We start from the raw sequence: 21103 nt of genomic DNA on the forward strand, positions 1-21103 counted from the left end.
ACCCCTTAACAGGGGCATTCGTTCTTAATAATTATTCTGCTTCTTCGGCCAGCTCTTTTAGTTTATCCTCATAAGCTTCCAAAACTTTGTTTTGCATTTCCACTCTTGTTTCAAGGTTTATCGGATGTGCAATATCTTTGAATTCACCATTAGGCATTTTTCTACTAGGCATAGCAATAAATACCCCATTGTCTCCTTCAATTATTTTGATGTCATGAATTACGAATTGATCATCAAAAGTAACAGATACGATCGCTTTCATCTTTCCTTCGTCATATGTCTTTCTTACCCTAATGTCTGTGATTTGCATTTGTCTTTCCTCCCTTTATTCTGTTAAATATATTATACATTATAAATTTAAGAATTGCAATAACGATTACATACCTATAAATAAAGGATTTCATAATTTTTCAACATGATGTTTTTACTTTAAATATTTGCCGATTTTTTTAATATAATTATAATATAAATAAATATTGTAAAAATCATTGAAAGATAGTAAAATATATTAAGTATATAATAAGCATATAATGAAATAAATAAGTGTTAAAGTTTATATAAAAACAATACGGCGGTGAAAAAATGAATATAGATTTAGAAAATATAAAAAAGATATATTTTATTGGAATAGGCGGAACCAGTATGTCTGGTCTTGCTTTAATGTCAAAAATAAACGGTAAAGAAGTTTTGGGTTCAGATATGAGACCTTGTGTTTATACCGAAAAATTAGAAAAGAATGGAATTAAAGTTATTATAGGACATAATAAAGAAAATATAACCGACGATATAGATTTAATAGTTTATTCTGCTGCAATCAGAGAAAATAATCCTGAAAGAGTTGAGGGAAAAAATAAAGGTATTCTTGAAATAGAACGTTCAATTTTCCTTGGACTTATAAGTAAATATTATAAAAAAACCGTAGCTGTAAGCGGAACTCATGGAAAAACAACAACATCTTCCCTTATGTCTTTGGTATTTTTAAATGCAAATCTTGATCCTTCAATTTCAATAGGAGGAACTTTAAGAAAAATAAACGGAAACTCAAGAGTTGGGGACAGCGACTATTTTGTAATAGAAGCATGTGAATTCGTAGACAGTTTCCTTCATTCAAGACATTTTGTAGGAACAATACAAAATATTGAAAGAGATCATCTTGATTACTTTACAGGTGGTATAGAACAAATAAAAGAATCATTTAAAAAATTTGCAAAAATTACTCCAAAAGACGGTTTACTTGTTGTAAACGGAGATGATAAAAACGTTCTTGATATTTTAGACGGACTTGAATGTAAAATAGTTAAAGTTGGTCTTTCAGAAAATAATGACTTTGTTGCTAAAAATATAACATATAACGAGCTTGGAAAACCAAGATTTGATGTATATAAAAACGGTGAATTTTATTATCACTTTGAACTTAATATACCGGGAGAACACAACGTACTTAATGCTTTAAGCGTTGTTGCAGTTTCAGATTTCTTTATGATTGACAAAAAAATTGTAAATGACAGTTTTAAAGAATTCATGGGTGCAAAAAGAAGATTTGAAAAAAGAGGAGTTGTAAACAATATTACTGTAATAGAAGATTATGCTCATCATCCAACAGAACTTAAAGTTACTATTGATGCTTGTAAAAATTATGAACATAAAAAATTATTCGTAATATTCCAACCTCATACTTATTCAAGAACATTCCTTTTATTTGATGAGTTTGTAGATGCAATGAAAGGTGCAGACGAGCTTATATTAAACGATATTTACTCAGACAGAGAAGATAACGAATGGAATATATATTCTGAAGATATAGCCGAAAAAGTAGTTGAAAAATACGGCATACCTTCAAGGGTAATAAGTGAATTTTCAGATATAAGAGATTATATTGTAGAAAATGCTAAGCCGGGGGATTTTGTTCTTGTTGCCGGAAGCCAATCAATAAATCAAGTTGCTTACGATATAGTTGATAAATTAAAAGAAATATATGAATAAAAAAAGACCGAGATTTCCCGGTCTTTTATAATATATAGCAAAGAATCGGAATTGTAATAAAGGAGCATATAGTTGTTATAAATACTCCTTTTGATGCAAGAGCAGAGTTTCCTTCATATTTCCCTGCAAACATTACGGTTATGTTTCCAACAGGCATTGCCATTACTATTATGGTAAGTCCTAAAATTAATGGATTTGTAATAACATGTTTTAAAATAAACATTGAAGCTAATGGAATTAATATTTGTTTTATTATTGTATAAGGATATAATTTATATTCGTTAAATATTTCTTTTATAGGAATTCTTGCTAATGAACAGCCTATTAAAATCATTGCAAGAGGACTTGTTATACTTCCTACCATTTCAAAAGTTGAGCTTAAGAAAGAGGGAATGTTTATAGAAAATATAAAAATAATTATTGCAAGAACGCTTGATATCATTCCCGGGTTTATGACTTTTTTGAAATCAAATTTTGTTTTTTCTTTACTATCCATATTAAATAGATAAATTCCGAGGCTGTAAACAAATATGCCGAATACCATATTAAAAAGGCTGCATAGAAATACGGCACTTTCTCCGAATATTGTTTTTGTTACAGGATATCCCATAAAGCCAATATTAGAAAATATTGTCATAAACATATAAAGTCCAAAATTTTCTTTTTCTATTTTTAATATTTTATTTAATAATATTGCTATAAAAGGAAGTATTAAATACATTAAAAAAGCAATAAGTAAAATAAGAAAAACAGTGCTTTTATTATATGATATTTCGCCAGTTGTTACGGATGATAGAATCAAACATGGGGTTGTTACGTTTAAAATCAGTATATTTAACTTACTTGATACATGTTTATCCATATACCCTATTTTTTCTAAGATATATCCTAAAGTCATTACCAAAAACAAAACAATCATTTGTGTTATTATATTGCTTAAATCCATTATGCTCCTTTCTTTTTACCACATTAAACTGCTTAATATTTCAAATTCTTTTTGAGAATAAGTTTCTTTTTTCTCTTTGTAAGGGAAATTTTTTTCAAATTCTATAAAGTTATTTTCGTTTATATTAAAATCTTCACTTTCAACAAACCTAAAATCTTTTACATCACTAAGATAATCTTTTTCAAGTTCTAAAGCCAAAAGAGGAACGGCGTTTTTACCATCTTCGGTTTTTATATCAAATTTTAAAGCAAGTGTAAAACCGAACCTATGGTATAAAAGAGGATTTCCATATATTATAATTGCTTTATATCCCATTTCTTTTGCTTTTTTTATTGAATAATTTATTAAATCACTGCCTATTCCTTTGTGTTTATATTCAGGTATTATGCTAACAGGACCAAAAGTAAGTACATCTTTATATTTGTTTTCTTTTATTAATTTAGCGTTTGAATATCCTATATGCCCTATTAATTGTTCATCTTTTTGCACTACAAAAGAAAGATCTTTAATATAATCATCGTTTTTATGAAGTTTATGTAATACATAATGTTCTGCACATCCTTTTATATAAACATTAAAAAATGCTTCCCTTGTTAAAAATTCAGTATTTTTATAATCTTCTTTGGTTTCTTTTCTAATAATATAATCTTTATTCATATTTGTTCTCCTTTTATATTTAATTTAAAAATTGATACTAATAAAGGACACTAAAATAAAGATAACAAAGTTATCTTTATTAAATATACAAATATATTACATTACCAGTAACAAAAAGACACCACCTTTATTTTTATAAATTTAACACCTATATAATAACATATTTACAGGTATAATTTTAGAATAATAAAATTTAAAAAATAAATATTTTATTATTATTATATTGTATTAAAAAACTAATTTTGGTATAATCTTGTGATATTACAATAAATTTTTATTTTTTACTTATTTTTCTATATATTTTGGCAAATAAGAAAGCTATTTGTTTTATTGTTATTTTCATTTGGAGGTGTGATATGGAAAGTATCAATACCGCTAATCCTCTTGGGTATGAAAAAATTCCAAAACTCTTAAAAGGTTTTGCAATGCCAAGTATAATAGCGATGATTGTTAGTTCTCTTTATAACATTGTTGATCAAATGTTCATAGGTCAAGGTGTTGGTTATCTGGGTAATGCCGCAACGAACGTTGCATATCCTTTAACAACTATTTGTCTTGCAATAGCTCTTTTAATAGGAGTCGGAGGAGCTTCAAGATTTTCTCTTCGTCTTGGTGCAGGAGAAAAAGAAAAGGCCGCAAAAGTTGTTGGTAGTGCAATTTCAATGATGTTTGTTTTCGGTATACTTTATGCATTTTTAATTGAAATATTTTTAGTTATTTTGCTTAAAGCTTTTGGTGCTACAACACAAGTAATGCCTTATGCCATATCTTATACAAGAATAACTGCTCTTGGTATGCCGCTTCTTGTTGTAATAAATGGTATGAGCAATCTTGCAAGAGCAGACGGAAGTCCTAAATATTCAATGATGTGTATGCTTGTAGGTGCTATTGTAAATACAATTTTAGACCCTATATTCATTTTTGTATTTAATATGGGAGTTGCAGGTGCGGCAATTGCTACAGTAATAGGCCAAGTATTTTCTTTTGTTATGGCAATATTATATATAAAAAATTTCAAGCACGTACATTTAACAAGAGATTGTTTTGGGCTTCATTTTAAAGAATGCGTTAAAATTGCTTCTCTTGGTATGAGTAACAGTTTAAACCAAGTTGCGATTACTTTTGTACAAATAGTTTTAAATAATTCCCTTACATTTTACGGTGCGAGGTCAATATATGGAATGGAAATTCCTCTTGCTGCCTGCGGTATAGTAATGAAAACAAATGCAATTTTACTTGCAGTAATCATAGGAATTTCTCAAGGGACTCAACCTATAGTAGGTTTTAATTATGGGGCAGAAAAATACGACAGAGTAATAAGCGTTTATAAACTTGCAATACTTTGTAATCTTGTAGTATCTTTTATAGGTTTTATAGCCTTTCAATTTTTCCCAAATCAAATTATTTCAATATTCGGTTCAGGAGATGCCCTTTACTATGAATTTGCGGTTAAGTTTATGAGAACATTTTTATTTATGGTTGTATTAAATGGTGTTCAGCTTATCTCATCAAATTTCTTTGCTGCTATAGGAAAACCTATAAAAGGGCTTATATTATCAATGACAAGACAGGTAATATTCCTTATTCCTTTAATAATAATTCTTCCATTATTCTTTGGACTTAACGGTATACTTTTTGCTGCTCCCGTTGCGGATTTTATTGCTTTTATAACAACAACGGCAGTTGTATCAAAAGAATTAAAAATAATAAAGAATAAGGAAATTAAACTTAGTACAAATTAAAAAGAAAGACATAAAAGTCTTTCTTTTTTTATATGATTGATTATTATATTTTTTTTAATATACAATAATATTTTACTGTTTAAAATTATTTCTTTTTATATTATTTCTTTTAAAATATCTTCTACTTCTTTTTTTGATAATACTTTTCCTTGTGATACAACTTGTTCATTTATAACAAGGGCAGGTGTAGACATTACGCCGTAATTTGAAATTTCAACAAAGTCTTTAACATGTACAACATTCATATTTATGTTAAGTTCTTCTAAAGCTTTTAAAACATTATTTTCAAGATTAATACAGTTCTTACATCCAGATCCTAATATTTTAATTTGTCCATTTGTTTTTTCTCCATTATTGTCATTATTTTTACATTTACAAGTACTGCATCCACATGATTTTTTTAATATTTTCATTTTTCTCTCCTTTATTTTTTATATTAAAAATCCTTGCATATAGTTAAATATATAGCCTATTAAAATAATTCCAAAAGTACAAATTGATATAAACAATATAAGAAGTTTTGGCTTAACGGCTTTTTTAAGCATTATTATTGAAGGTAGGCTTAGTGTTGTAACTGCCATCATAAAAGAAAGAATTGTTCCAAGAAGTGCTCCTTTTGATAAAAGTGCTTCTGCTATTGGAATTGTTCCGAATATATCTGCATACATAGGTACTCCTACCAAAGTTGCAAGAATTACACCAAAAGGATTGTCGCTTCCAAGTATGCCGGTTATTATATCTTCAGGTATCCAGTTATGAATTATTGCCCCTATTCCAACACCTATTAATATATAAGGAAATACTTTCTTAAATGTAGATGTCATTTGATTTTTTGCAAATATCATTCTTTGTTTTTTCGAGCGATCTGGAATTTTTACGTTTATGCTTTTTGCATTTTTAATAAAATCTTCAACGTATTCTTCCATGTGCATTTTTTCAATTATGCTTCCTCCAATAACTGCAAGAATAAGTCCTATAATTACATAAAAAATGGCAACTTTATAACCGAAAATGCTCATAAGCAAAACCAAACTTCCAATGTCTACCATTGGAGATGATATTAAAAAAGAAAATGTAACTCCAAGAGGAAGTCCTGCTGATGTAAAGCCCATAAATAAAGGTATTGAAGAGCATGAGCAGAAAGGAGTAACGGTTCCAAGTAAGGCAGAAATTATATTTGCTCTTATTCCCTTAAATTTTCCGAGTATTTTTTTACTTCTTTCAGGTGGGAAATAGCTTTGAATGTATGAAATAATAAAAATTAAAGTACAAAGTAGTATAGTTATTTTTATAACATCATAAATAAAAAACTGAAGGCTTCCACCCATTCTTCCATTTAAATCAATTTCCAAAAGAGTAAGAAAGTTTCCAATTAATGAATTTAGCCATTTCATTGAAAGAATTTGATTTTGAATAAATAATAATACTGACTGAATCATATTAATTCTCCTTATAATTTTTCATATCAAAAAATTTTGATATGTTGCTTAAAATAAAAGTCATCTTTTAGATGACTATTTACAGCAATTCGTAGTGTTTTCATTTTCCATTGTTATTTCTCTAAGTCTTTTTATTGCATGTTCGCTTCCGGATTTGCTTAATTTATAATGTGTCCATTTACCATCTTGTCTGCCTTGAACAATGCCGGATTCACATAATATTTTCATATGATATGAAAGAGAAGACTGTCCTATATCCATTTTATCTATTAAAACACAAGCACATTTCTCTCCGCTTTTTAATAAATCTATTATTTTTAATCTTTTTTCATCGCATAATGCTTTAAAAATTTTTACGTCTTTTAAATAGTCTTCCATATTATTACCTCATATCAAAATATTTTGATATGAGTATAATATCATTTTTTTTATATACTGTCAATAGATATATCAATTTTTTTTGATATGTATATATTATTTTATGTTTAATTAAGGATAAAAAGTATAAAATTTCTAAAATTAGAAAAAATATATATGAAAATATTATAAAGGAGATAGTAATGAAAGCGACAGGTATTGTAAGAAGAATTGACGATTTGGGTAGAGTTGTAATACCGAAAGAAATAAGAAGAACTTTAAGAATAAGAGAAGGAGATCCTTTGGAAATATATACAGATAACAGCGGAGAAGTAATACTAAAAAAATATTCTATGGTAGGAGAACTCTCAACATTTGCTCAGGAATATGTAGACAGTCTATTTTTAAGTGCAAAAATAACAAGCGTAATTTGTGACAGAGAAAATATAGTTGCAGCTTCAACCGGAGATAAAAAAGAGCTTATGGATAAAAAAATAAGCAAAGATTTAGATAAGATAATTTCAAAAAGACAGCTTGTTACTTCCTTAAACGGAGAAGTGGATATAGTAAAGGACAAAAAAAACGAACATAAATATGAAGTTATCTCCCCTATTGTTGCAAACGGAGATCCAATAGGAGCCATAGTACTTTTAAGTAAAGACAAAACTATTCCCGTTGAACAGGCAAGTCTGCTTGCAAAAACAGGTTCAATATTTTTAGGAAAGCAAATGGAGCAATAAAAAAGAACACTACTGTGTTCTTTTTTATTTAGATATTTTCTTTTGTGTAATAATAGCTACTATACTAAATAATGAAACAAATAACATAATAATCCAAAGGGTAATATTATTATTATCTAATGTATTAATATGATTATCATTATCTTGTGTATCTTTATTATAAATAATTTCTACTGGTGATTTTTTATATCCACAATCAACACATTCTTCATGTTTAAGTCCATTTGTTTCAGGTGTAGCTTTTTTATCTATTATCCATTTAAAATTATGAATATTTTTTTGTTCTTCTATACCACATTGATTACATTTTTTCCAATGATATTCGTCATCAAAATACCATTTTTCATTAAATTTATGTCCTTTTGCTTTTATTATAGTATCGTTTTTTGTAATTTCTGTTGTTAAAGATTCATCAGAAAAATACTTATTACATTTTGTGCAATACCAATATTCAATATTTCCATTTTTCGTACATGTAGCTTCTTTTCTGTCTACTTTATTTATTGAATGATTCATTTCTTTTTTTGAAAGGGTCCACATATCATAATATAAAGGATGATTATCTTTATATAAATCTACATTTGCAGAGTAGGATGAACCATCATCTTCTGAAAAGACAACTTTATTTCCTGTATAAGAAGAGTATACCTGTTTATTACTTACACCGGTAAAGTTTGTATATTCTTCAGGGTATTCATTTTTATCTTCTTGTTTTATTTCAATTAAATTTTCTTTTCCTGTAAATGTATTGTTATTTAACTCAATTTGTCCTTTTGATGAATCTGTATGTTCGTTTAGACCTATAATAAGTCCACTGTAACCAATACTTTTTGCATTATTTTTTGAAATAATATTTCCATATACATTAACTTCATTTCCATTTATTGTAACTTTATTTGAAGCCGATCCGCTTGTTGTAGATATTATGACTCCATTTAATCCGCTTGCAACAGTAATACCTTATTGATTTTCTGTTTGTTCAGCTTTAATATCTCCATAAACAGTAATCGTAGAATTGTTTATAAAATAATAATTATCAATGTATTGCAATCCGTTAAAACCTGAAGCTACAGCTTGTACAGGGGATTGGGCTATAATGTCTTTTTTTACTATAACATTACAGTTTCTTTTATGGGTTTTATTTATGTAGCTGTATCCTGATGCAGTAGCATCTGCTTGTTTGCTGTTTGCAATTATTGAGCCATTTACATAAACAGAATTTTCGTAAATATGATCTGGTCTGTTATAATAATCACGACCGGAATTTGAAACAAATCCACTTGCAACAGCACCTTTTTTATTTGAATAAGCCTCAATATTGCCATTTTTAACATTTACTTTATTGTTATTATATGATAAATCAGGAACATCGCTTGATGTATTCATCATTTGATGTGCAAATCCACTGGAAAAAGCACTTCCTGCATATGTTTGTAAATTTGTTTTTGCAATAATACTTCCTACATTTACTGTATTATTTATAAAACTACGTCTTGATGGTATAGAACTTCCTCCTGTATTTAGCATAAAACCATATGCATAAGAAGAACCATTCATATATGCATATTTATTTTCTTCTTCGTCTCCCTCTTCATTAATTGCTTCAATTTTATTTAGAATATTTACTGTACAATCATGTGTATATCCTTGCATAAATCGAGCAAATCCTATTGAAGAAGAAGCACCTTTTTTTGAAGATGTAATTATATTTTCAGCATTAACGATGACATTATATATCTCATCCAGATTTTTTCCTCCAAATCCGGCAGTTGATCCATCTGCATTTCCGTTAGCAAATCCATACGCTGAAGCATGTCCATCATCTGTTTTTGCCAATATATCTTTTGAAACATTTATATTTATGTTATCATATTGGATTTTATTTTTATTTGTTCCTTTTACTGCAAAATAAGCAAATCCAGCAGATGTGGTATCATTGTTTATTTCTTCTGTTTGTCCAATATTACCATTAATATTGATGTTAACATTAGAAACATTTACTCCCCATAAATACCAAGCAAATCCTGTTGCTAGATTTTCCGGCTGTCCCCCAAAATGAATATACTAGTTTCCGTAATTTGATGAAGATGACATTATTGAAGCATAATAATTTAAATAATTGTGTTTGCCATATAATATATCTCCATTAACGGTTAATGATATATTATATAAAGAAACGTTATCATTTTCGTCTAAATAAGAAATATCATATGCAAAAGGTGTACCTATGACATCATTATTAAAAACAATATTTAAATCTTGTACATTACCCTTTAGATTTTCAAATAATGGTAAAGAAGATGAAGTAGTATCGCTTTGTATTGTAATTGTATGATTGTTAACATTAAGTGAACCTGCAAATATCCTTACATCATCTTGCGTTAAATCATCTCTTAAGGTATTGGTATTTATTGTTATATTATTATTTAATATATGTATTTCCTTTTGTTTCTTCTTCATTTGTAGATTTTAGTATAGATATTAAATCGCTACTTGTATTTATTTCTATAGTATTATTCTGTGCAAATATTTCATTTGGCATAAACTTAAACATTGAGAAAAATACTGCAATAAAAACAAATATTTTCTTCACTATAACTCTTTTCATAGTACTTATCCTTCCTTTATTTATTATAATATATCGTTTTATGTTAATTAGATATTTTTGTTGATGAATAAGTTGAGGTGAAAATTGACTTTATATTAGAATCTAAAATTATTATGTCAAATAAAAACGAAGTGATTTTGTAAATTGTATCTCTAATATTTTTTAGTATATCATATATATTAGTAAAATAATATTAATAATTATGTTAATTATGTTAATTGTAGATTTATTTTTTCTCGCTTAAAAACAGTCCCGATAAAACCAGTATTGTTCCTATAATCATAACAGGGGTTATAGGTTCTTTTAATATTATAAACGAGGCAATAATTGTTATTACTGGTGTTATATAAATGTAAGCACTGGTTTTTACCGTACCTAAGATTTTTATTGATATATTCCAAGTTACAAAGCAAAGTGCACAGGCACAAAGTCCTAAAAATAAAATATTAAATATTAATACTTTAGAATTAAATAACGTTAAATCAAAGGTAAAATTAAAAAATGGAAGCATTAATATCATAAATATCAGCCCGTAAAAAAACATTCTTCTGGTTGAAGCAATCATATTGTATCCAAAAGTTGATATTTTTCTGCTTAAAAGAGAGTAAAAAGCCCATATCAAAGCTGCAATAATAGCAAGTATATCTCCTATAGGATATACTTTTACTCCACTCATATCTTTAATGCTTATTAAAATAATTCCAGTTATTGCTATAATAAAACCGTAAAAAAAGTTTTTATTTAGTTTTTCTTTTGATATAATCCAAGAAAGCATTCCCGTAAAAAACGGAGCTATGGAAACAAGAACACCTATGTTTGAAGCATTGGAATAAGTAAGGGCCATGTTTTCCAAAAGATAATATAAGCTTACTCCCGTAAGACCTGCAAAGATAAAATATATTTCTTCTTTTCTATCCTTAAGTTTAAGTCTTTTGGGATACATAAGAAATAAAAACAATAAACCTAAAGTAAATCTATAGAATAAAATTTCCATAGGGGTAAAAGTTCTTAAAAGTATTTTGGTTGATACAAATGTTGTCGACCATATCATTATTGTAAATATTGCAAGAAGATGTCCTAATTTTTTATTATTTTCCATTTTTAAAGCCTTTCTTTATTTATGCGCTTAATATTCTACATTAATTTATTTCTTATTTCAATTTAATAATTTAATATAATGTTTCATGTTTTTATTTATGTGTTAATATTGTTATATAAATATTTAAGGAGAAAATCATGGATATTTTTAAAGTTTTATATGAAAAAAGAGATGAAGAAAATGCCGTTAATATGGCTAAATATATGAAAAATCAATTTGATTTTTTAGGTATAAACAAACCTGAACTTAAAAAATCGAAAAAGAATATTTTAAAGAAATTAAAAACAGGAACTACATCGATTATGATTTTGTAAACAAATGTTATGATGACAATAACAGAGAATTTCAATATGTTGCTCTTGATTATTTAATAAACAAAAAGAGATATTTAACAAATAAAGATGTTCCTTTCATAAAAAATCTTATAGTTACAAAGTCATGGTGGGACACAAGCGATATGATATATAAACTTATTGCGGATATGGCATTAAAATATGAGGATATAAATGAAATTCTTATAAGCTGGAGCAAGGATAATAATATATGGATTAGAAGAGTAAGCATAATGCATCAGTTACATAGAAAAGAAAAAACGAATATAGAACTTTTAGAAAAGATAATCGTAAATAATTTTGGAAGTGATGAATTTTTTATAAATAAAGCAATAGGCTGGGCTTTAAGAGATTATTCAAAGACTAATAAGGAATGGGTAAGTAACTTTATCAATAAATACAAAGATAAAATGGCAAATCTAAACATTAAAGAAGCAAGCAAATATTTATAATTTTAATCTGACTTTAATTTTAAAAAAGTAGCATAAATAATAAAAAAGAAAGGAAAATCATATGAGAATTCTTGTTGTTGAAGATGAAAAAAACCTTAATAATTTAATAGTTAAAAGGTTAAAAGCGGAAAAATACAGTGTTGATAGTTGTTTTGACGGTGAAGACTCTGTTTATTACATTGAAAATACCGATTATGATGTTGTCATTTTGGATATTATGATACCGAAAATAAATGGTTTTGATGTTATAAGAAGAATAAGGGATAAGGGAATTGAAACTTATATAATAGCACTAACTGCAATGGATTCTACCGAAGATATAGTAACGGGACTTAATCTTGGAGCCGATGATTATATGGTAAAACCTTTTTCTTTTTCTGAACTTATTGCAAGGATTTATGCTGTAACCAGAAGAAATACAAAAAACAAAACCAATGTATATAAAGTGGCAGATTTAGAAGTGGATTGCAACAGTAAAACAGTAAAAAGAGCAGGAAAAGAGATTGAACTTTCTTCAAGAGAATATGGAATACTCGTATTTCTTATAAAAAACAAAGGAATGATTTTATCAAGAGAACAAATTGAGCAAAACGTTTGGAATTATGAGTATGAAGGTGCTTCAAATATGGTTGATGTATATATAAGATATTTAAGAAAAAAAATGGATACCGGGTATGAAAAGAAACTTATTCATACAAAAAGAAATATAGGATATGTTTTAAAGGAAGAATAATGAGAAATTTATCACTAAAGACTAAACTTAATTTTTGGTATATATTCGTAATAGCCCTTATACTTATTTTTACATTGGCATTTTTATCAGTAAGTATGGACGGATTTACAAATGTTACATTAAAGCAGACTCTGCAAAATGAAATTAATGAATGTGTTCAGGAAATAAATGAAGAAGGCTATGAAGAAATTTTTGATGATGATTTTGAATTTTACAAAGAAGGAGTAGAAATAGCCATATATAAAAATGATAAGCTTCTTAGAGGTAATGTTCCATCAGATATAAATAACGCTTCATATAATGACGGCGTAAATGAATATGATGGAGAATCCAATAACTGGTACGTATATGATAAAATGACCAATATTGACGGGGTGTTTGTGAGAGGATATATGTCAATTTCTACACTTCAAACATTAAGTACTTTCATGATGACAATATTTATAGTATTAATACCGATAATTCTTATTGTTTCATTTGTGGTTGGATATTTTATAACCAAGAGAACTTTATCACCTATTGACAAAATAGTCGATACTGCCGTTAATATTTCAAACGGAGATGACTTGTCAAAAAGGATAAATTTAAAAACAAAATCCAAAAATGAAATAAGCATAATGGCAAGCACTTTTGACGAAATGTTTGAAAGACTTGAAACATCATTTGAAAATGAAAAAAAATTCACTTCAGATGCTTCTCATGAGCTTAGAACTCCTGTTTCCGTAATACTTGCATCTTGTGACTATGCATTGTATGAAGGAAGCGAAGAAGAACAAAGAGAAGCTCTTGAAATTATAAAAAAACAAGGTGAAAAACTTTCTTTTTTAATATCTCAGCTTCTTATGTTTACAAGATTTGATTTTAACAGAATAAAAATACAAAGAGAAAAAATCAATTTAAATGAGCTTATTGAGAGTGTTTTGGAAGAAATGGAAATAAAGGCAGAAGATAAAAACATAAAGTTAAATATGGATATAAAAGATGATATAAATATATATTCAGATACTGTCTTAATAATGAGGATATTTATAAACCTTGTATCTAATGCCATAAAATATGGAAAAGAAAATGGTTATGTTAATATAAAAGCGTCACAAACAAATAAAGAAGTAATATGTACAGTTGAAGATAACGGAATAGGAATAAGCAGTGAAAATATAGATAAAATTTGGAACAGATTTTATCAGGTTAATCCTTCAAGAGATAATGAAAATAGTCTTGGACTTGGTTTATCAATGGTAAAAACTATAATAGAAAAAATGGGTGGTAAAATAACTGTTACAAGCAAAGAAAATATTGGAACTACTTTTAAAATAATTTTAAAAAAATAAATTCTTTAATTTTACTTTAATTTTTCTTTCCTATTATCAAGATAGAAAAAGAAGAGATCGAAAAAAATGGAGGAAAGAAAAATGAAAAAAAGAACAGTTTTAGTTATGGTAACAATAGTAGGTATTGCTTTGATAGGTGCAAGTGTATTTGCAAAAGATTTAAGTATGAACTATATGGATAATTCACTTGATAAGACAAGTGCAGATGCTACAAATTTAGCAGATGAAAATACATCATTAATAGAAGTTAATTCTGTTAAACAAGATGATGACAATAAAAATATAGTAGACGTTAATTTTAAAACAAAAGTTATGTGGGATGATAATGCAAGCATAACTTCGCTTACAGATGCCGGCGGTAACAGTTATAATGCAAAGATTATTGATAAAGACGACGATGATTTAGAAATTTATATTGAAGGAATTAAAGACGGAACAAATTATACAGCTGAAATTCAAGGAATAAAGGCATATAATGATAATTCTTATACAAATTTAAAAGTAACTTTTGAAACAGAAAAACAAACATCAAATAACACAAAATCAAATTTAAAAATAAGAGATGTTGACTTTGACAGAGAAGATAAAGAAGTATCATTTGACTTTGATAAATTTATCGAATTAAAATCAGATGCTTATATCATAATCAAAGATTCAAACGGAAATACTTATTCAAGTAAAAATTCAAGAATTATATGTGATGAAGATGATATTGAATTATTCCTTGATAAAAATTTAAAACAAGGTCAAAAATACACATATGAAATAAATGGTATAAAAGAAAACGTAGGTAATTCTTATGAAACAATAAACGGTAGTTTTACTGCTTATGATGATTAATTTAACATTGTAAATTAAAGATAAACAAATAATAAAAACCTCATGTAGTTTACTACATGGGGTTTTATTTATTAAAATTCTAATTGGCAATATTAAAAAAGTTAAAAAAAGATATATAATATAATTAAACATAATTATGAATACAAATAAATATTATTTCATAATACTGGGAGGTGTATGAAATGAAATATTTAACTGTAAAAGAAGTTGCAGAAAATTGGAATGTTTCAACAAGGGTAGTGCAAAGATATTGTTTAGAAGGAAAAATCGAAGGAGCAAAAAAGGTTTCCAATGTATGGCAAATTCCACAAAATGCTTCCAAGCCCATTAATAATGGAAGAACAAAACAGGAAGTAATAGATACATCAAATCTTATGCCTTTATTGAAAACTCCTTTTAAGCCAGGTGAATGTTTGAAATATATTAATAATATTAAAAAAGGAGATTCAAGGGATATTGCTTTATGCGAATATTATTATTTTAGCGGACAAGCTGAAAAAGCCGCAAAAATGGCAGAATTATATCTAACAAGTTCCGATTTATCTTTAAGTCTTTCTGCTTATCTTATTTATTCATATGCAAATCTTTCCTTAGGTAATATAACACAAGCGAAATATGCTCTTTCCATGCTTAAAAAAATAGCTTCAAGTAAAAAAGATATTCCACTATTAAAAGATGCAAGTGCATTTATTGCCACGGCAGCAGCGATTTTATTACATCTTCCTCTTCCAAATTAAATACCGCCAATGAAAGAATATATTAATTTTCTTCCTGAAGGGCTTAGAATGTTTGCGCTATATGTTCATGCTCATTATAGATATTTACAGGGAGAATATGAAAGAAGCATAGGTATAGTCGAAACTGCTATTGCATTGCAAAAAGAAACGTATCCTATTTCTTCTATATATCTACATTTAGTTGCGGTTATGGATTATATGAGCATAAAAAATGTAAAAAAAGCACAAAAACATCTTCTTTTTGCTTGGGATTTGGCACGTCCCGATGATTTAATCGAAGCATTTGGGGAACACCACGGACTTCTTGGAGGAATGCTTGAGTCTGTAATAAAAAAGACTGGCATGATGATTTTAAAAGAATAATAGATATTACTTATCGTTTTTCAGGAGGTTGGAGAAAAGTATATAATCCGATAACAGGAAGAGATGTTGCAGATAATTTAACCACTATGGAATTTGCGGCTGCAATGCTTGCTGCAAGAGGGTGGACAAATAAAGAGATGGGAGAACATATGAATATATCTGCCAATACCGTAAAACAGTATATGTCTTCCGCTTTTCAAAAGCTTGGAATAAATCAACGTCAAGATTTAAAAAAATATATGTTGGATTAAAAAAACTCTGCATTTAGCAGAGTTTTTATTTTATATTATTGCATCTACAAAATCATCAACATCAAATTCTTCTAAATCTTCAAGTCCTTCTCCAAGGCCTACATACCACATAGGAGGTTTGTCTTCTCCTGCTAAGGAAACTATTACCCCGCCTTTTGCGCTTCCGTCAAGTTTTGTCATTATTATGCCGTCAACCTTGGCGCTTTCATTAAAGCTTTGTGCTTGCATTACACTGTTTTGTCCTGCTCCTGCATCTAAAACAAGAACTGTATATAAATTATAATCTCCTTTGAATTTATCACAGACTCTGTAAATTTTGTTAAGTTCGTCCATTAAATTCTTTTTGTTTTGAAGTCTTCCTGCGCTGTCTGCAAGAATAATATCCATATTTTTTGCTTTTGCAGAATCAAGACAATCATAAATTACACTTGCCGGATCTTGACCTTGTTTGCTTTTTACGATTGGAACATCTAGTCTTTCTGCCCAAGTTGCAAGCTGTTCGCTTGCTGCGGCTCTAAAAGTATCTGCTGCCGCTAAAATTACTTTTTTATCTTCTTCTAAGAATTTATTTGCAAGTTTTGCTATTGTTGTTGTTTTCCCAGCTCCGTTTACTCCTATGAAAAGTATTAAAGCGGGTTTTTTAATTTCTTTATCCCAAAGATTTAATTTTAGTCTGTTTTTAATTTCTTCTTTAATTAAATCATGTAGTTTGTTTATGTCTTTTACATCTTTTTTTGTTGCGTTTTCCTTTACGTTTTCGATTATTTCTTCGCTTACATTAAAAGGAATATCGCTTAAAATAAGAACTTCAATTAATTCTTCATATAAATCATCATCTATTTTGTTTGATGAAAATACATCTTTTAACTTTGATAGTAAACTTTTTTTTGTTTTATCAAGTCCTTTATTATATTTATCTTTTGACATTTATTTCACCGCCTTCGTGTATATCTTTTAATTTTACGCTTACGATTTTTGTTATACCTTCACTTCCCATGGTTGCTCCGTAAAGTACATCGGCTATGCTCATGGTTATTTTTCTGTGAGTTACAACAATAAATTGGTTGTCTTTAATTATTGATTTTAAATATTTGCAGAACCTTGCAACATTTGCATCGTCAAGTGCTGCGTCGATTTCGTCAAGAACACAGAATGGTGCAGGTTTTAATTTAAGTATTGCAAATATCAAAGCTATTGCAGTCATGGATTTTTCTCCTCCGGATAGAGAAGAAATATTTTTAAGTTTTGTTTTTGGAGGAGAAGCGACAATATCTATTCCGCTTTCCATTATATCATCGGGATTGGTTAAAATAAGCTTTGCGTTTCCTCCATTGAATAACTGCTTGAATACTTCTTCAAACTCTTTGTTTATATTATTGAATTCTCTTAAAAATCTTTCTTCGATTTTAGAGTTCATGTCTTTTATTATGTGTAGAAGTTCTCCTTTTGAATCTTCAAGGTCATCTTTTTGTTCACTTAAAAATTCAAATCTTTCTTTTACTTCTTTATATTCTTCTATGGATTCAACATTGATATTTCCCAGTTTTTTTATGCTTGCTTTTAAGTCCTTTACTGTTGTTTCCGTTTCAAGCATATTTTCAATAGGTTTTTTATATTCAAGTGCTTGTGCGTATGTTAGGTTATAATCTTCGATTATTCCCTTTTGAAGATAATCCATTTCAAGATTTGTTTTATCTTTTTTATTTTCTAGCTTTTGTATTTGCTCGCTTAAACGATATCTTTCTTCTTGAAGATTTTTTAAGTTATGATTAACTTCTTCAAACTCTTCGTTTGATTGTTTTTTCTTTTCTATTAAAGAAGCATATTTGTCATCTAAGTTTTTCTTTAGCTCATCATAGTCTTTATCAAGCTCTTTAGCCTTTTTAATTTCTTCATTTAATAAAGAAATATTTTCTTCGTTTTCTTCAATTTCTTTTAAACTTTCTGATGTGCTAAGTTCAATATTTTTAATGTTTTTGTTAAGTTCGAAAATAGCTGTGCTTATTCTGTTTAACTGTTCTTCTTGTTTATAAAGATTGATTTCTTCTTTATTTAGTTTTGTTGCCATATCAAGATATTTATCTTTATATAAACCAAGACCTATCTTTGATATTTCGTCTTTCTTTTCTTCAATTTCTTTATTTAATTGCTCTATTTCTTCTTTTGATTGTTCGTTCATAAGAAGGATTTTTTCATCTGAAGTCTTTAAGTTTTCTATTTTTTTCTTGTTTTCTTTAAATGTTTTTATTTTCTTTTCAAGATGTTCTTCAGCTTCTCTGTTCTTGTCTTCTTCCTTGCTTATGATAAGAGTAAGTTCGTTTATTTCATCGGCCTTTAACTTTAACTGTTCGTCTTTTTCTTTAAGTTTAATATCAAAGGAACCGCTTTGTTTTAAGTATTCGTTATAATCTTTTACCGCTTCTTTTATTTGTTTGTTTAGTTTTTCAATTTCGTTTTTTCTTGATAAAAGTGAACGGTCATTGTTTTTATTTTGTCCACCTACCAAAGCTCCTCCCGGGAATAAAACTTCTCCGTCAAGAGTTGCTATTTTATATTTATGTGCGCTTTTTTTTGCAAAGACATTTGCATTTTTTAGATTATCAAATATAAGAAGTGTTCCAAGAGCATTTTTAACGATATTTTCAAACTTCTTATCGTATTTTACAATATCGCTTGCAACTCCCTCAAACCCTTTTGCATTTATTATTACTGAGTTTAAGTTATATATTTCTCTTGGTTTTATTATGTTATGAGGTAGGAATGTTATTCTTCCCCACTTGTTTTCTTTTAAAGCTTTAATTGCTCTTGCAGCTGTGCTTTCATCTTTAACTACAACGTGTTCAACGGTAGATGTAAGGGATTTTTGTATTGCATCCATATATTTATCGGGTACGGAAATAAGATCCCCTAAAGTGCCGTACACTTCGTCAGAAAGGCTTGTGTTTTTTGCAAATTCAAAAAGTTTTTTGATTGCGAATTTATAACCTTCCTTGTTTTCTTCATATCCCGTTAAAATGTCTCTTTGTCCTTTTAGAAGTTTTACTTTGTTGTATTTTTCAAGAAGATTTTCTTTATAATCAGCTTTTGCTTCTTCTATTAAATATCTTTCTTCTAAAAGCTTGTTGTTTTCATCGTCGAGTTTTTCAAGTTTTTCTTCGTTTTTAAGGTTATTTGAAGTAAAGTTCTGTTTTTCAAGTTCTTCTATTTCTACCTTTAATTCTTTGTTTTCTTCTTCAAGTTTTGTGATGATGAATTTATTGTTTTCGATTCTGTTAAAACTGTCTGCAAGAAGGCTTTCTTTATCTCTTAGTAATCTTTCTTTTGTTTTAAGATTTATGTTTTCTTTTTCAATTGCACTTTCTGTTTCGTCTGAAAGTCCTTTTAATCTTTCTACTTCTTGTTTTAACTTAGAAAATTCTTCTTGTAATTTTGTAAATAATTCTTCTTGTTTTTCTTTATTTTCCTTATTTTCATTTAAAGATAAGACTGCTTGTTCTTTTTCTTCTTCTAGTTTTAATATTCCGTCTTTTAAGGATTTTATATTTTCTGTGTGAGTTAATATTTTATTTTTGTTTACTTCAACTTCAACTTTAGAATTTTCGTAATTTGAAATGAAGTTGTGTATTTCTTTATTTGCGTTGTTTATTTCTTCATCAAAAGAATTTACTTCAAGTTTTAATTTAGAGTATTTTTCATCCAAAACAGAGATACTCTCTTCTTGTTTTGTTAAAGTATCTCTCATTATTTTTTCGTCTTCTTCTATTTTTGAAAGTTCTTCTTTATATTTGTCTGCTTTATGAACGAATAAATTAAGCTCTATTCCCTTAAGTTCATCGCTTAATTTTATATATTCTCTTGCTTTTTTGGAATTTCTTTTTAAAGTAGGAATTCTTTTTTCAAGTTCTGAAATTATGTCTAAAATTCTGTATAGATTATTTTGTGTTTTATCAAGCTTTTTAATTGCTTCGTTTTTTCTGCTTTTATATTTAACTATCCCTACGGCTTCTTCAATCATTAATTTTCTTTCTACCGCAGAGTTGTTTACAATGCTTTCTATTTTACCTTGAGAAATTATTGAGTATCCTTCTCTAGATAGCCCCGTATCCATGAAAAGTTCTTGGATGTCTTTAAGTCTTACGGAGTTTTTATTTATGTAATACTCACTTTCTCCCGAACGATAAAGTCTTCTTGATACATTTACTTCGCTGTATTCACTTGGTAAAATCCCCGAAGAGTTGTCTATTGTTATGCTTACAAAAGCGTAACCAAGAGCTCTTTTTTCTTCAGTTCCGGAAAAGATGACATCTTCCATCTTTCCTCCTCTTAGGGATTTAACTCTTTGCTCTCCTAAAACCCATCTTATTGCATCTACAATATTGCTTTTCCCGCTTCCGTTTGGACCTACTATTCCCGTTACGGGATTGTCAAATAAAATCTCGACTTTCTGTCCAAAGGATTTAAAGCCGTATATTTCAACTTTTTTTAAATACATT

The 21103-nt window shown here is 28.0% G+C and carries 22 protein-coding genes and 1 pseudogene; 10 read left to right on the forward strand and 13 right to left on the reverse strand.

Going from position 1 to position 21103, the window contains the following annotated elements; translation table 11 throughout:
- Positions 1–31 precede the first annotated feature (31 nt).
- Entirely contained in the window at positions 32–310 is a 279-nt protein-coding gene (gene spoVG, locus ACTQYZ_RS01400; protein WP_138269243.1) for a septation regulator SpoVG, read from the reverse strand.
- Between the two features lie 272 nt (positions 311–582).
- Here spoVG and murC point away from each other — a divergent pair, with 272 nt between their 5' ends.
- Positions 583–1983, forward strand: a complete 1401-nt coding sequence (gene murC, locus ACTQYZ_RS01405; protein ID WP_138269244.1) for a UDP-N-acetylmuramate--L-alanine ligase — start codon at positions 583–585, stop codon at positions 1981–1983.
- A 25-nt stretch (positions 1984–2008) separates the two neighbouring features.
- Here the strand turns inward: murC and ACTQYZ_RS01410 are convergent, their stop codons facing one another.
- Positions 2009–2929, reverse strand: a complete 921-nt coding sequence (locus tag ACTQYZ_RS01410; RefSeq protein ID WP_441021082.1) for an AEC family transporter — start codon at positions 2927–2929, stop codon at positions 2009–2011.
- Between the two features lie 15 nt (positions 2930–2944).
- Entirely contained in the window at positions 2945–3586 is a 642-nt protein-coding gene (locus tag ACTQYZ_RS01415; protein WP_441021080.1) for a GNAT family N-acetyltransferase, read from the reverse strand.
- 356 nt (positions 3587–3942) lie between these two features.
- Between ACTQYZ_RS01415 and ACTQYZ_RS01420 the strand changes: the two genes are divergently transcribed.
- Positions 3943–5328, forward strand: coding sequence for an MATE family efflux transporter (locus tag ACTQYZ_RS01420; protein WP_441021078.1), 1386 nt, complete (start codon positions 3943–3945; stop codon positions 5326–5328).
- A gap of 95 nt (positions 5329–5423) precedes the next feature.
- Here ACTQYZ_RS01420 and ACTQYZ_RS01425 read toward each other — a convergent pair whose 3' ends face one another.
- From ACTQYZ_RS01425 to ACTQYZ_RS01435, 3 genes are all read right to left on the reverse strand, one after another.
- Entirely contained in the window at positions 5424–5741 is a 318-nt protein-coding gene (locus tag ACTQYZ_RS01425; protein ID WP_441415874.1) for a thioredoxin family protein, read from the reverse strand.
- An 18-nt stretch (positions 5742–5759) separates the two neighbouring features.
- Entirely contained in the window at positions 5760–6767 is a 1008-nt protein-coding gene (locus tag ACTQYZ_RS01430; RefSeq protein ID WP_441021076.1) for a permease, read from the reverse strand.
- A 75-nt stretch (positions 6768–6842) separates the two neighbouring features.
- On the reverse strand, positions 6843–7145 hold the full coding sequence (locus ACTQYZ_RS01435) for an ArsR/SmtB family transcription factor (protein ID WP_441021075.1): 303 nt from the start codon (positions 7143–7145) through the stop codon (positions 6843–6845).
- A gap of 182 nt (positions 7146–7327) precedes the next feature.
- Between ACTQYZ_RS01435 and ACTQYZ_RS01440 the strand changes: the two genes are divergently transcribed.
- Positions 7328–7864, forward strand: coding sequence for a stage V sporulation T C-terminal domain-containing protein (locus ACTQYZ_RS01440; RefSeq protein WP_441021073.1), 537 nt, complete (start codon positions 7328–7330; stop codon positions 7862–7864).
- A gap of 24 nt (positions 7865–7888) precedes the next feature.
- Here the strand turns inward: ACTQYZ_RS01440 and ACTQYZ_RS01445 are convergent, their stop codons facing one another.
- The 5 genes from ACTQYZ_RS01445 to ACTQYZ_RS01465 form a co-directional block, all read right to left on the reverse strand.
- Positions 7889–8380: a hypothetical protein gene (locus ACTQYZ_RS01445; RefSeq protein WP_441415875.1), complete on the reverse strand. Its 492-nt coding sequence runs from the start codon at positions 8378–8380 to the stop codon at positions 7889–7891.
- Between the two features lie 444 nt (positions 8381–8824).
- Positions 8825–9700, reverse strand: a complete 876-nt coding sequence (locus tag ACTQYZ_RS01450) for a hypothetical protein (protein ID WP_441415876.1) — start codon at positions 9698–9700, stop codon at positions 8825–8827.
- A 228-nt stretch (positions 9701–9928) separates the two neighbouring features.
- Positions 9929–10324, reverse strand: a complete 396-nt coding sequence (locus ACTQYZ_RS01455) for a hypothetical protein (RefSeq protein WP_441415877.1) — start codon at positions 10322–10324, stop codon at positions 9929–9931.
- Positions 10287–10472 (reverse strand): hypothetical protein, encoded by a 186-nt coding sequence (locus ACTQYZ_RS01460; protein WP_441415878.1) that lies wholly within the window; start codon positions 10470–10472, stop codon positions 10287–10289. Before ACTQYZ_RS01460 ends, ACTQYZ_RS01455 begins: the two co-directional genes overlap by 38 nt.
- A gap of 226 nt (positions 10473–10698) precedes the next feature.
- Positions 10699–11571 (reverse strand): DMT family transporter, encoded by an 873-nt coding sequence (locus tag ACTQYZ_RS01465; protein ID WP_441021066.1) that lies wholly within the window; start codon positions 11569–11571, stop codon positions 10699–10701.
- A gap of 203 nt (positions 11572–11774) precedes the next feature.
- Between ACTQYZ_RS01465 and ACTQYZ_RS01470 the strand changes: the two are divergent.
- The 7 genes and pseudogenes from ACTQYZ_RS01470 (at position 11775) to ACTQYZ_RS01500 (ending at position 16610) form a co-directional block, all read left to right on the forward strand.
- Positions 11775–12355: pseudogene (locus tag ACTQYZ_RS01470) on the forward strand (DNA alkylation repair protein).
- A gap of 61 nt (positions 12356–12416) precedes the next feature.
- Positions 12417–13088 carry a response regulator transcription factor gene (locus ACTQYZ_RS01475; protein ID WP_441021064.1) on the forward strand — a complete coding sequence of 224 codons (672 nt, stop codon included), beginning with the start codon at positions 12417–12419 and terminating at the stop codon, positions 13086–13088.
- Positions 13088–14419: a sensor histidine kinase gene (locus ACTQYZ_RS01480; protein WP_441021062.1), complete on the forward strand. Its 1332-nt coding sequence runs from the start codon at positions 13088–13090 to the stop codon at positions 14417–14419. Before ACTQYZ_RS01475 ends, ACTQYZ_RS01480 begins: the two co-directional genes overlap by 1 nt.
- Before the next feature lie 81 nt (positions 14420–14500).
- On the forward strand, positions 14501–15259 hold the full coding sequence (locus tag ACTQYZ_RS01485) for a hypothetical protein (protein WP_441021060.1): 759 nt from the start codon (positions 14501–14503) through the stop codon (positions 15257–15259).
- A gap of 182 nt (positions 15260–15441) precedes the next feature.
- Entirely contained in the window at positions 15442–15996 is a 555-nt protein-coding gene (locus ACTQYZ_RS01490; RefSeq protein WP_441415879.1) for a helix-turn-helix domain-containing protein, read from the forward strand.
- A 9-nt stretch (positions 15997–16005) separates the two neighbouring features.
- Positions 16006–16359, forward strand: a complete 354-nt coding sequence (locus ACTQYZ_RS01495; RefSeq protein ID WP_441415880.1) for a hypothetical protein — start codon at positions 16006–16008, stop codon at positions 16357–16359.
- Between the two features lie 86 nt (positions 16360–16445).
- A complete protein-coding gene (locus ACTQYZ_RS01500) occupies positions 16446–16610 on the forward strand; it encodes a response regulator transcription factor (RefSeq protein WP_441415881.1) in 165 nt (54 codons plus the stop codon).
- 30 nt (positions 16611–16640) lie between these two features.
- Here the strand turns inward: ACTQYZ_RS01500 and ftsY are convergent, their stop codons facing one another.
- Both ftsY and smc read right to left on the reverse strand, forming a co-directional pair.
- Positions 16641–17537: a signal recognition particle-docking protein FtsY gene (gene ftsY / locus ACTQYZ_RS01505; RefSeq protein WP_441415882.1), complete on the reverse strand. Its 897-nt coding sequence runs from the start codon at positions 17535–17537 to the stop codon at positions 16641–16643.
- Complete coding sequence (gene smc, locus ACTQYZ_RS01510; RefSeq protein WP_441415883.1) at positions 17524–21102, reverse strand: chromosome segregation protein SMC; 3579 nt, start codon at positions 21100–21102, stop codon at positions 17524–17526. The genes ftsY and smc overlap by 14 nt, the downstream gene beginning before the upstream one ends.
- Between the last annotated feature and the right edge of the window lies 1 nt (position 21103).

It is taken from the genome of Anaerofustis sp. LCP19S3_F7 (assembly GCF_052119445.1).
Lineage (GTDB): Bacteria > Bacillota > Clostridia > Eubacteriales > Anaerofustaceae > Anaerofustis > Anaerofustis butyriciformans.

What these genes read in the sequence shown, in the direction of transcription:
- spoVG (WP_138269243.1), bottom strand. Translation starts at nt 310, where the DNA reads ATGCAAATCACAGACATTAGGGTAAGAAAGACATATGACGAAGGAAAG.
- murC (WP_138269244.1), top strand. Translation starts at nt 583, where the DNA reads ATGAATATAGATTTAGAAAATATAAAAAAGATATATTTTATTGGAATA.
- ACTQYZ_RS01410 (WP_441021082.1), bottom strand. Translation starts at nt 2,929, where the DNA reads ATGGATTTAAGCAATATAATAACACAAATGATTGTTTTGTTTTTGGTA.
- ACTQYZ_RS01415 (WP_441021080.1), bottom strand. Translation starts at nt 3,586, where the DNA reads ATGAATAAAGATTATATTATTAGAAAAGAAACCAAAGAAGATTATAAA.
- ACTQYZ_RS01420 (WP_441021078.1), top strand. Translation starts at nt 3,943, where the DNA reads ATGGAAAGTATCAATACCGCTAATCCTCTTGGGTATGAAAAAATTCCA.
- ACTQYZ_RS01425 (WP_441415874.1), bottom strand. Translation starts at nt 5,741, where the DNA reads ATGAAAATATTAAAAAAATCATGTGGATGCAGTACTTGTAAATGTAAA.
- ACTQYZ_RS01430 (WP_441021076.1), bottom strand. Translation starts at nt 6,767, where the DNA reads ATGATTCAGTCAGTATTATTATTTATTCAAAATCAAATTCTTTCAATG.
- ACTQYZ_RS01435 (WP_441021075.1), bottom strand. Translation starts at nt 7,145, where the DNA reads ATGGAAGACTATTTAAAAGACGTAAAAATTTTTAAAGCATTATGCGAT.
- ACTQYZ_RS01440 (WP_441021073.1), top strand. Translation starts at nt 7,328, where the DNA reads ATGAAAGCGACAGGTATTGTAAGAAGAATTGACGATTTGGGTAGAGTT.
- ACTQYZ_RS01445 (WP_441415875.1), bottom strand. Translation starts at nt 8,380, where the DNA reads ATGAATCATTCAATAAATAAAGTAGACAGAAAAGAAGCTACATGTACG.
- ACTQYZ_RS01455 (WP_441415877.1), bottom strand. Translation starts at nt 10,324, where the DNA reads ATGAAGAAGAAACAAAAGGAAATACATATATTAAATAATAATATAACA.
- ACTQYZ_RS01460 (WP_441415878.1), bottom strand. Translation starts at nt 10,472, where the DNA reads ATGAAAAGAGTTATAGTGAAGAAAATATTTGTTTTTATTGCAGTATTT.
- ACTQYZ_RS01465 (WP_441021066.1), bottom strand. Translation starts at nt 11,571, where the DNA reads ATGGAAAATAATAAAAAATTAGGACATCTTCTTGCAATATTTACAATA.
- ACTQYZ_RS01475 (WP_441021064.1), top strand. Translation starts at nt 12,417, where the DNA reads ATGAGAATTCTTGTTGTTGAAGATGAAAAAAACCTTAATAATTTAATA.
- ACTQYZ_RS01480 (WP_441021062.1), top strand. Translation starts at nt 13,088, where the DNA reads ATGAGAAATTTATCACTAAAGACTAAACTTAATTTTTGGTATATATTC.
- ACTQYZ_RS01485 (WP_441021060.1), top strand. Translation starts at nt 14,501, where the DNA reads ATGAAAAAAAGAACAGTTTTAGTTATGGTAACAATAGTAGGTATTGCT.
- ACTQYZ_RS01490 (WP_441415879.1), top strand. Translation starts at nt 15,442, where the DNA reads ATGAAATATTTAACTGTAAAAGAAGTTGCAGAAAATTGGAATGTTTCA.
- ACTQYZ_RS01495 (WP_441415880.1), top strand. Translation starts at nt 16,006, where the DNA reads ATGAAAGAATATATTAATTTTCTTCCTGAAGGGCTTAGAATGTTTGCG.
- ACTQYZ_RS01500 (WP_441415881.1), top strand. Translation starts at nt 16,446, where the DNA reads ATGGAATTTGCGGCTGCAATGCTTGCTGCAAGAGGGTGGACAAATAAA.
- ftsY (WP_441415882.1), bottom strand. Translation starts at nt 17,537, where the DNA reads ATGTCAAAAGATAAATATAATAAAGGACTTGATAAAACAAAAAAAAGT.
- smc (WP_441415883.1), bottom strand. Translation starts at nt 21,102, where the DNA reads ATGTATTTAAAAAAAGTTGAAATATACGGCTTTAAATCCTTTGGACAG.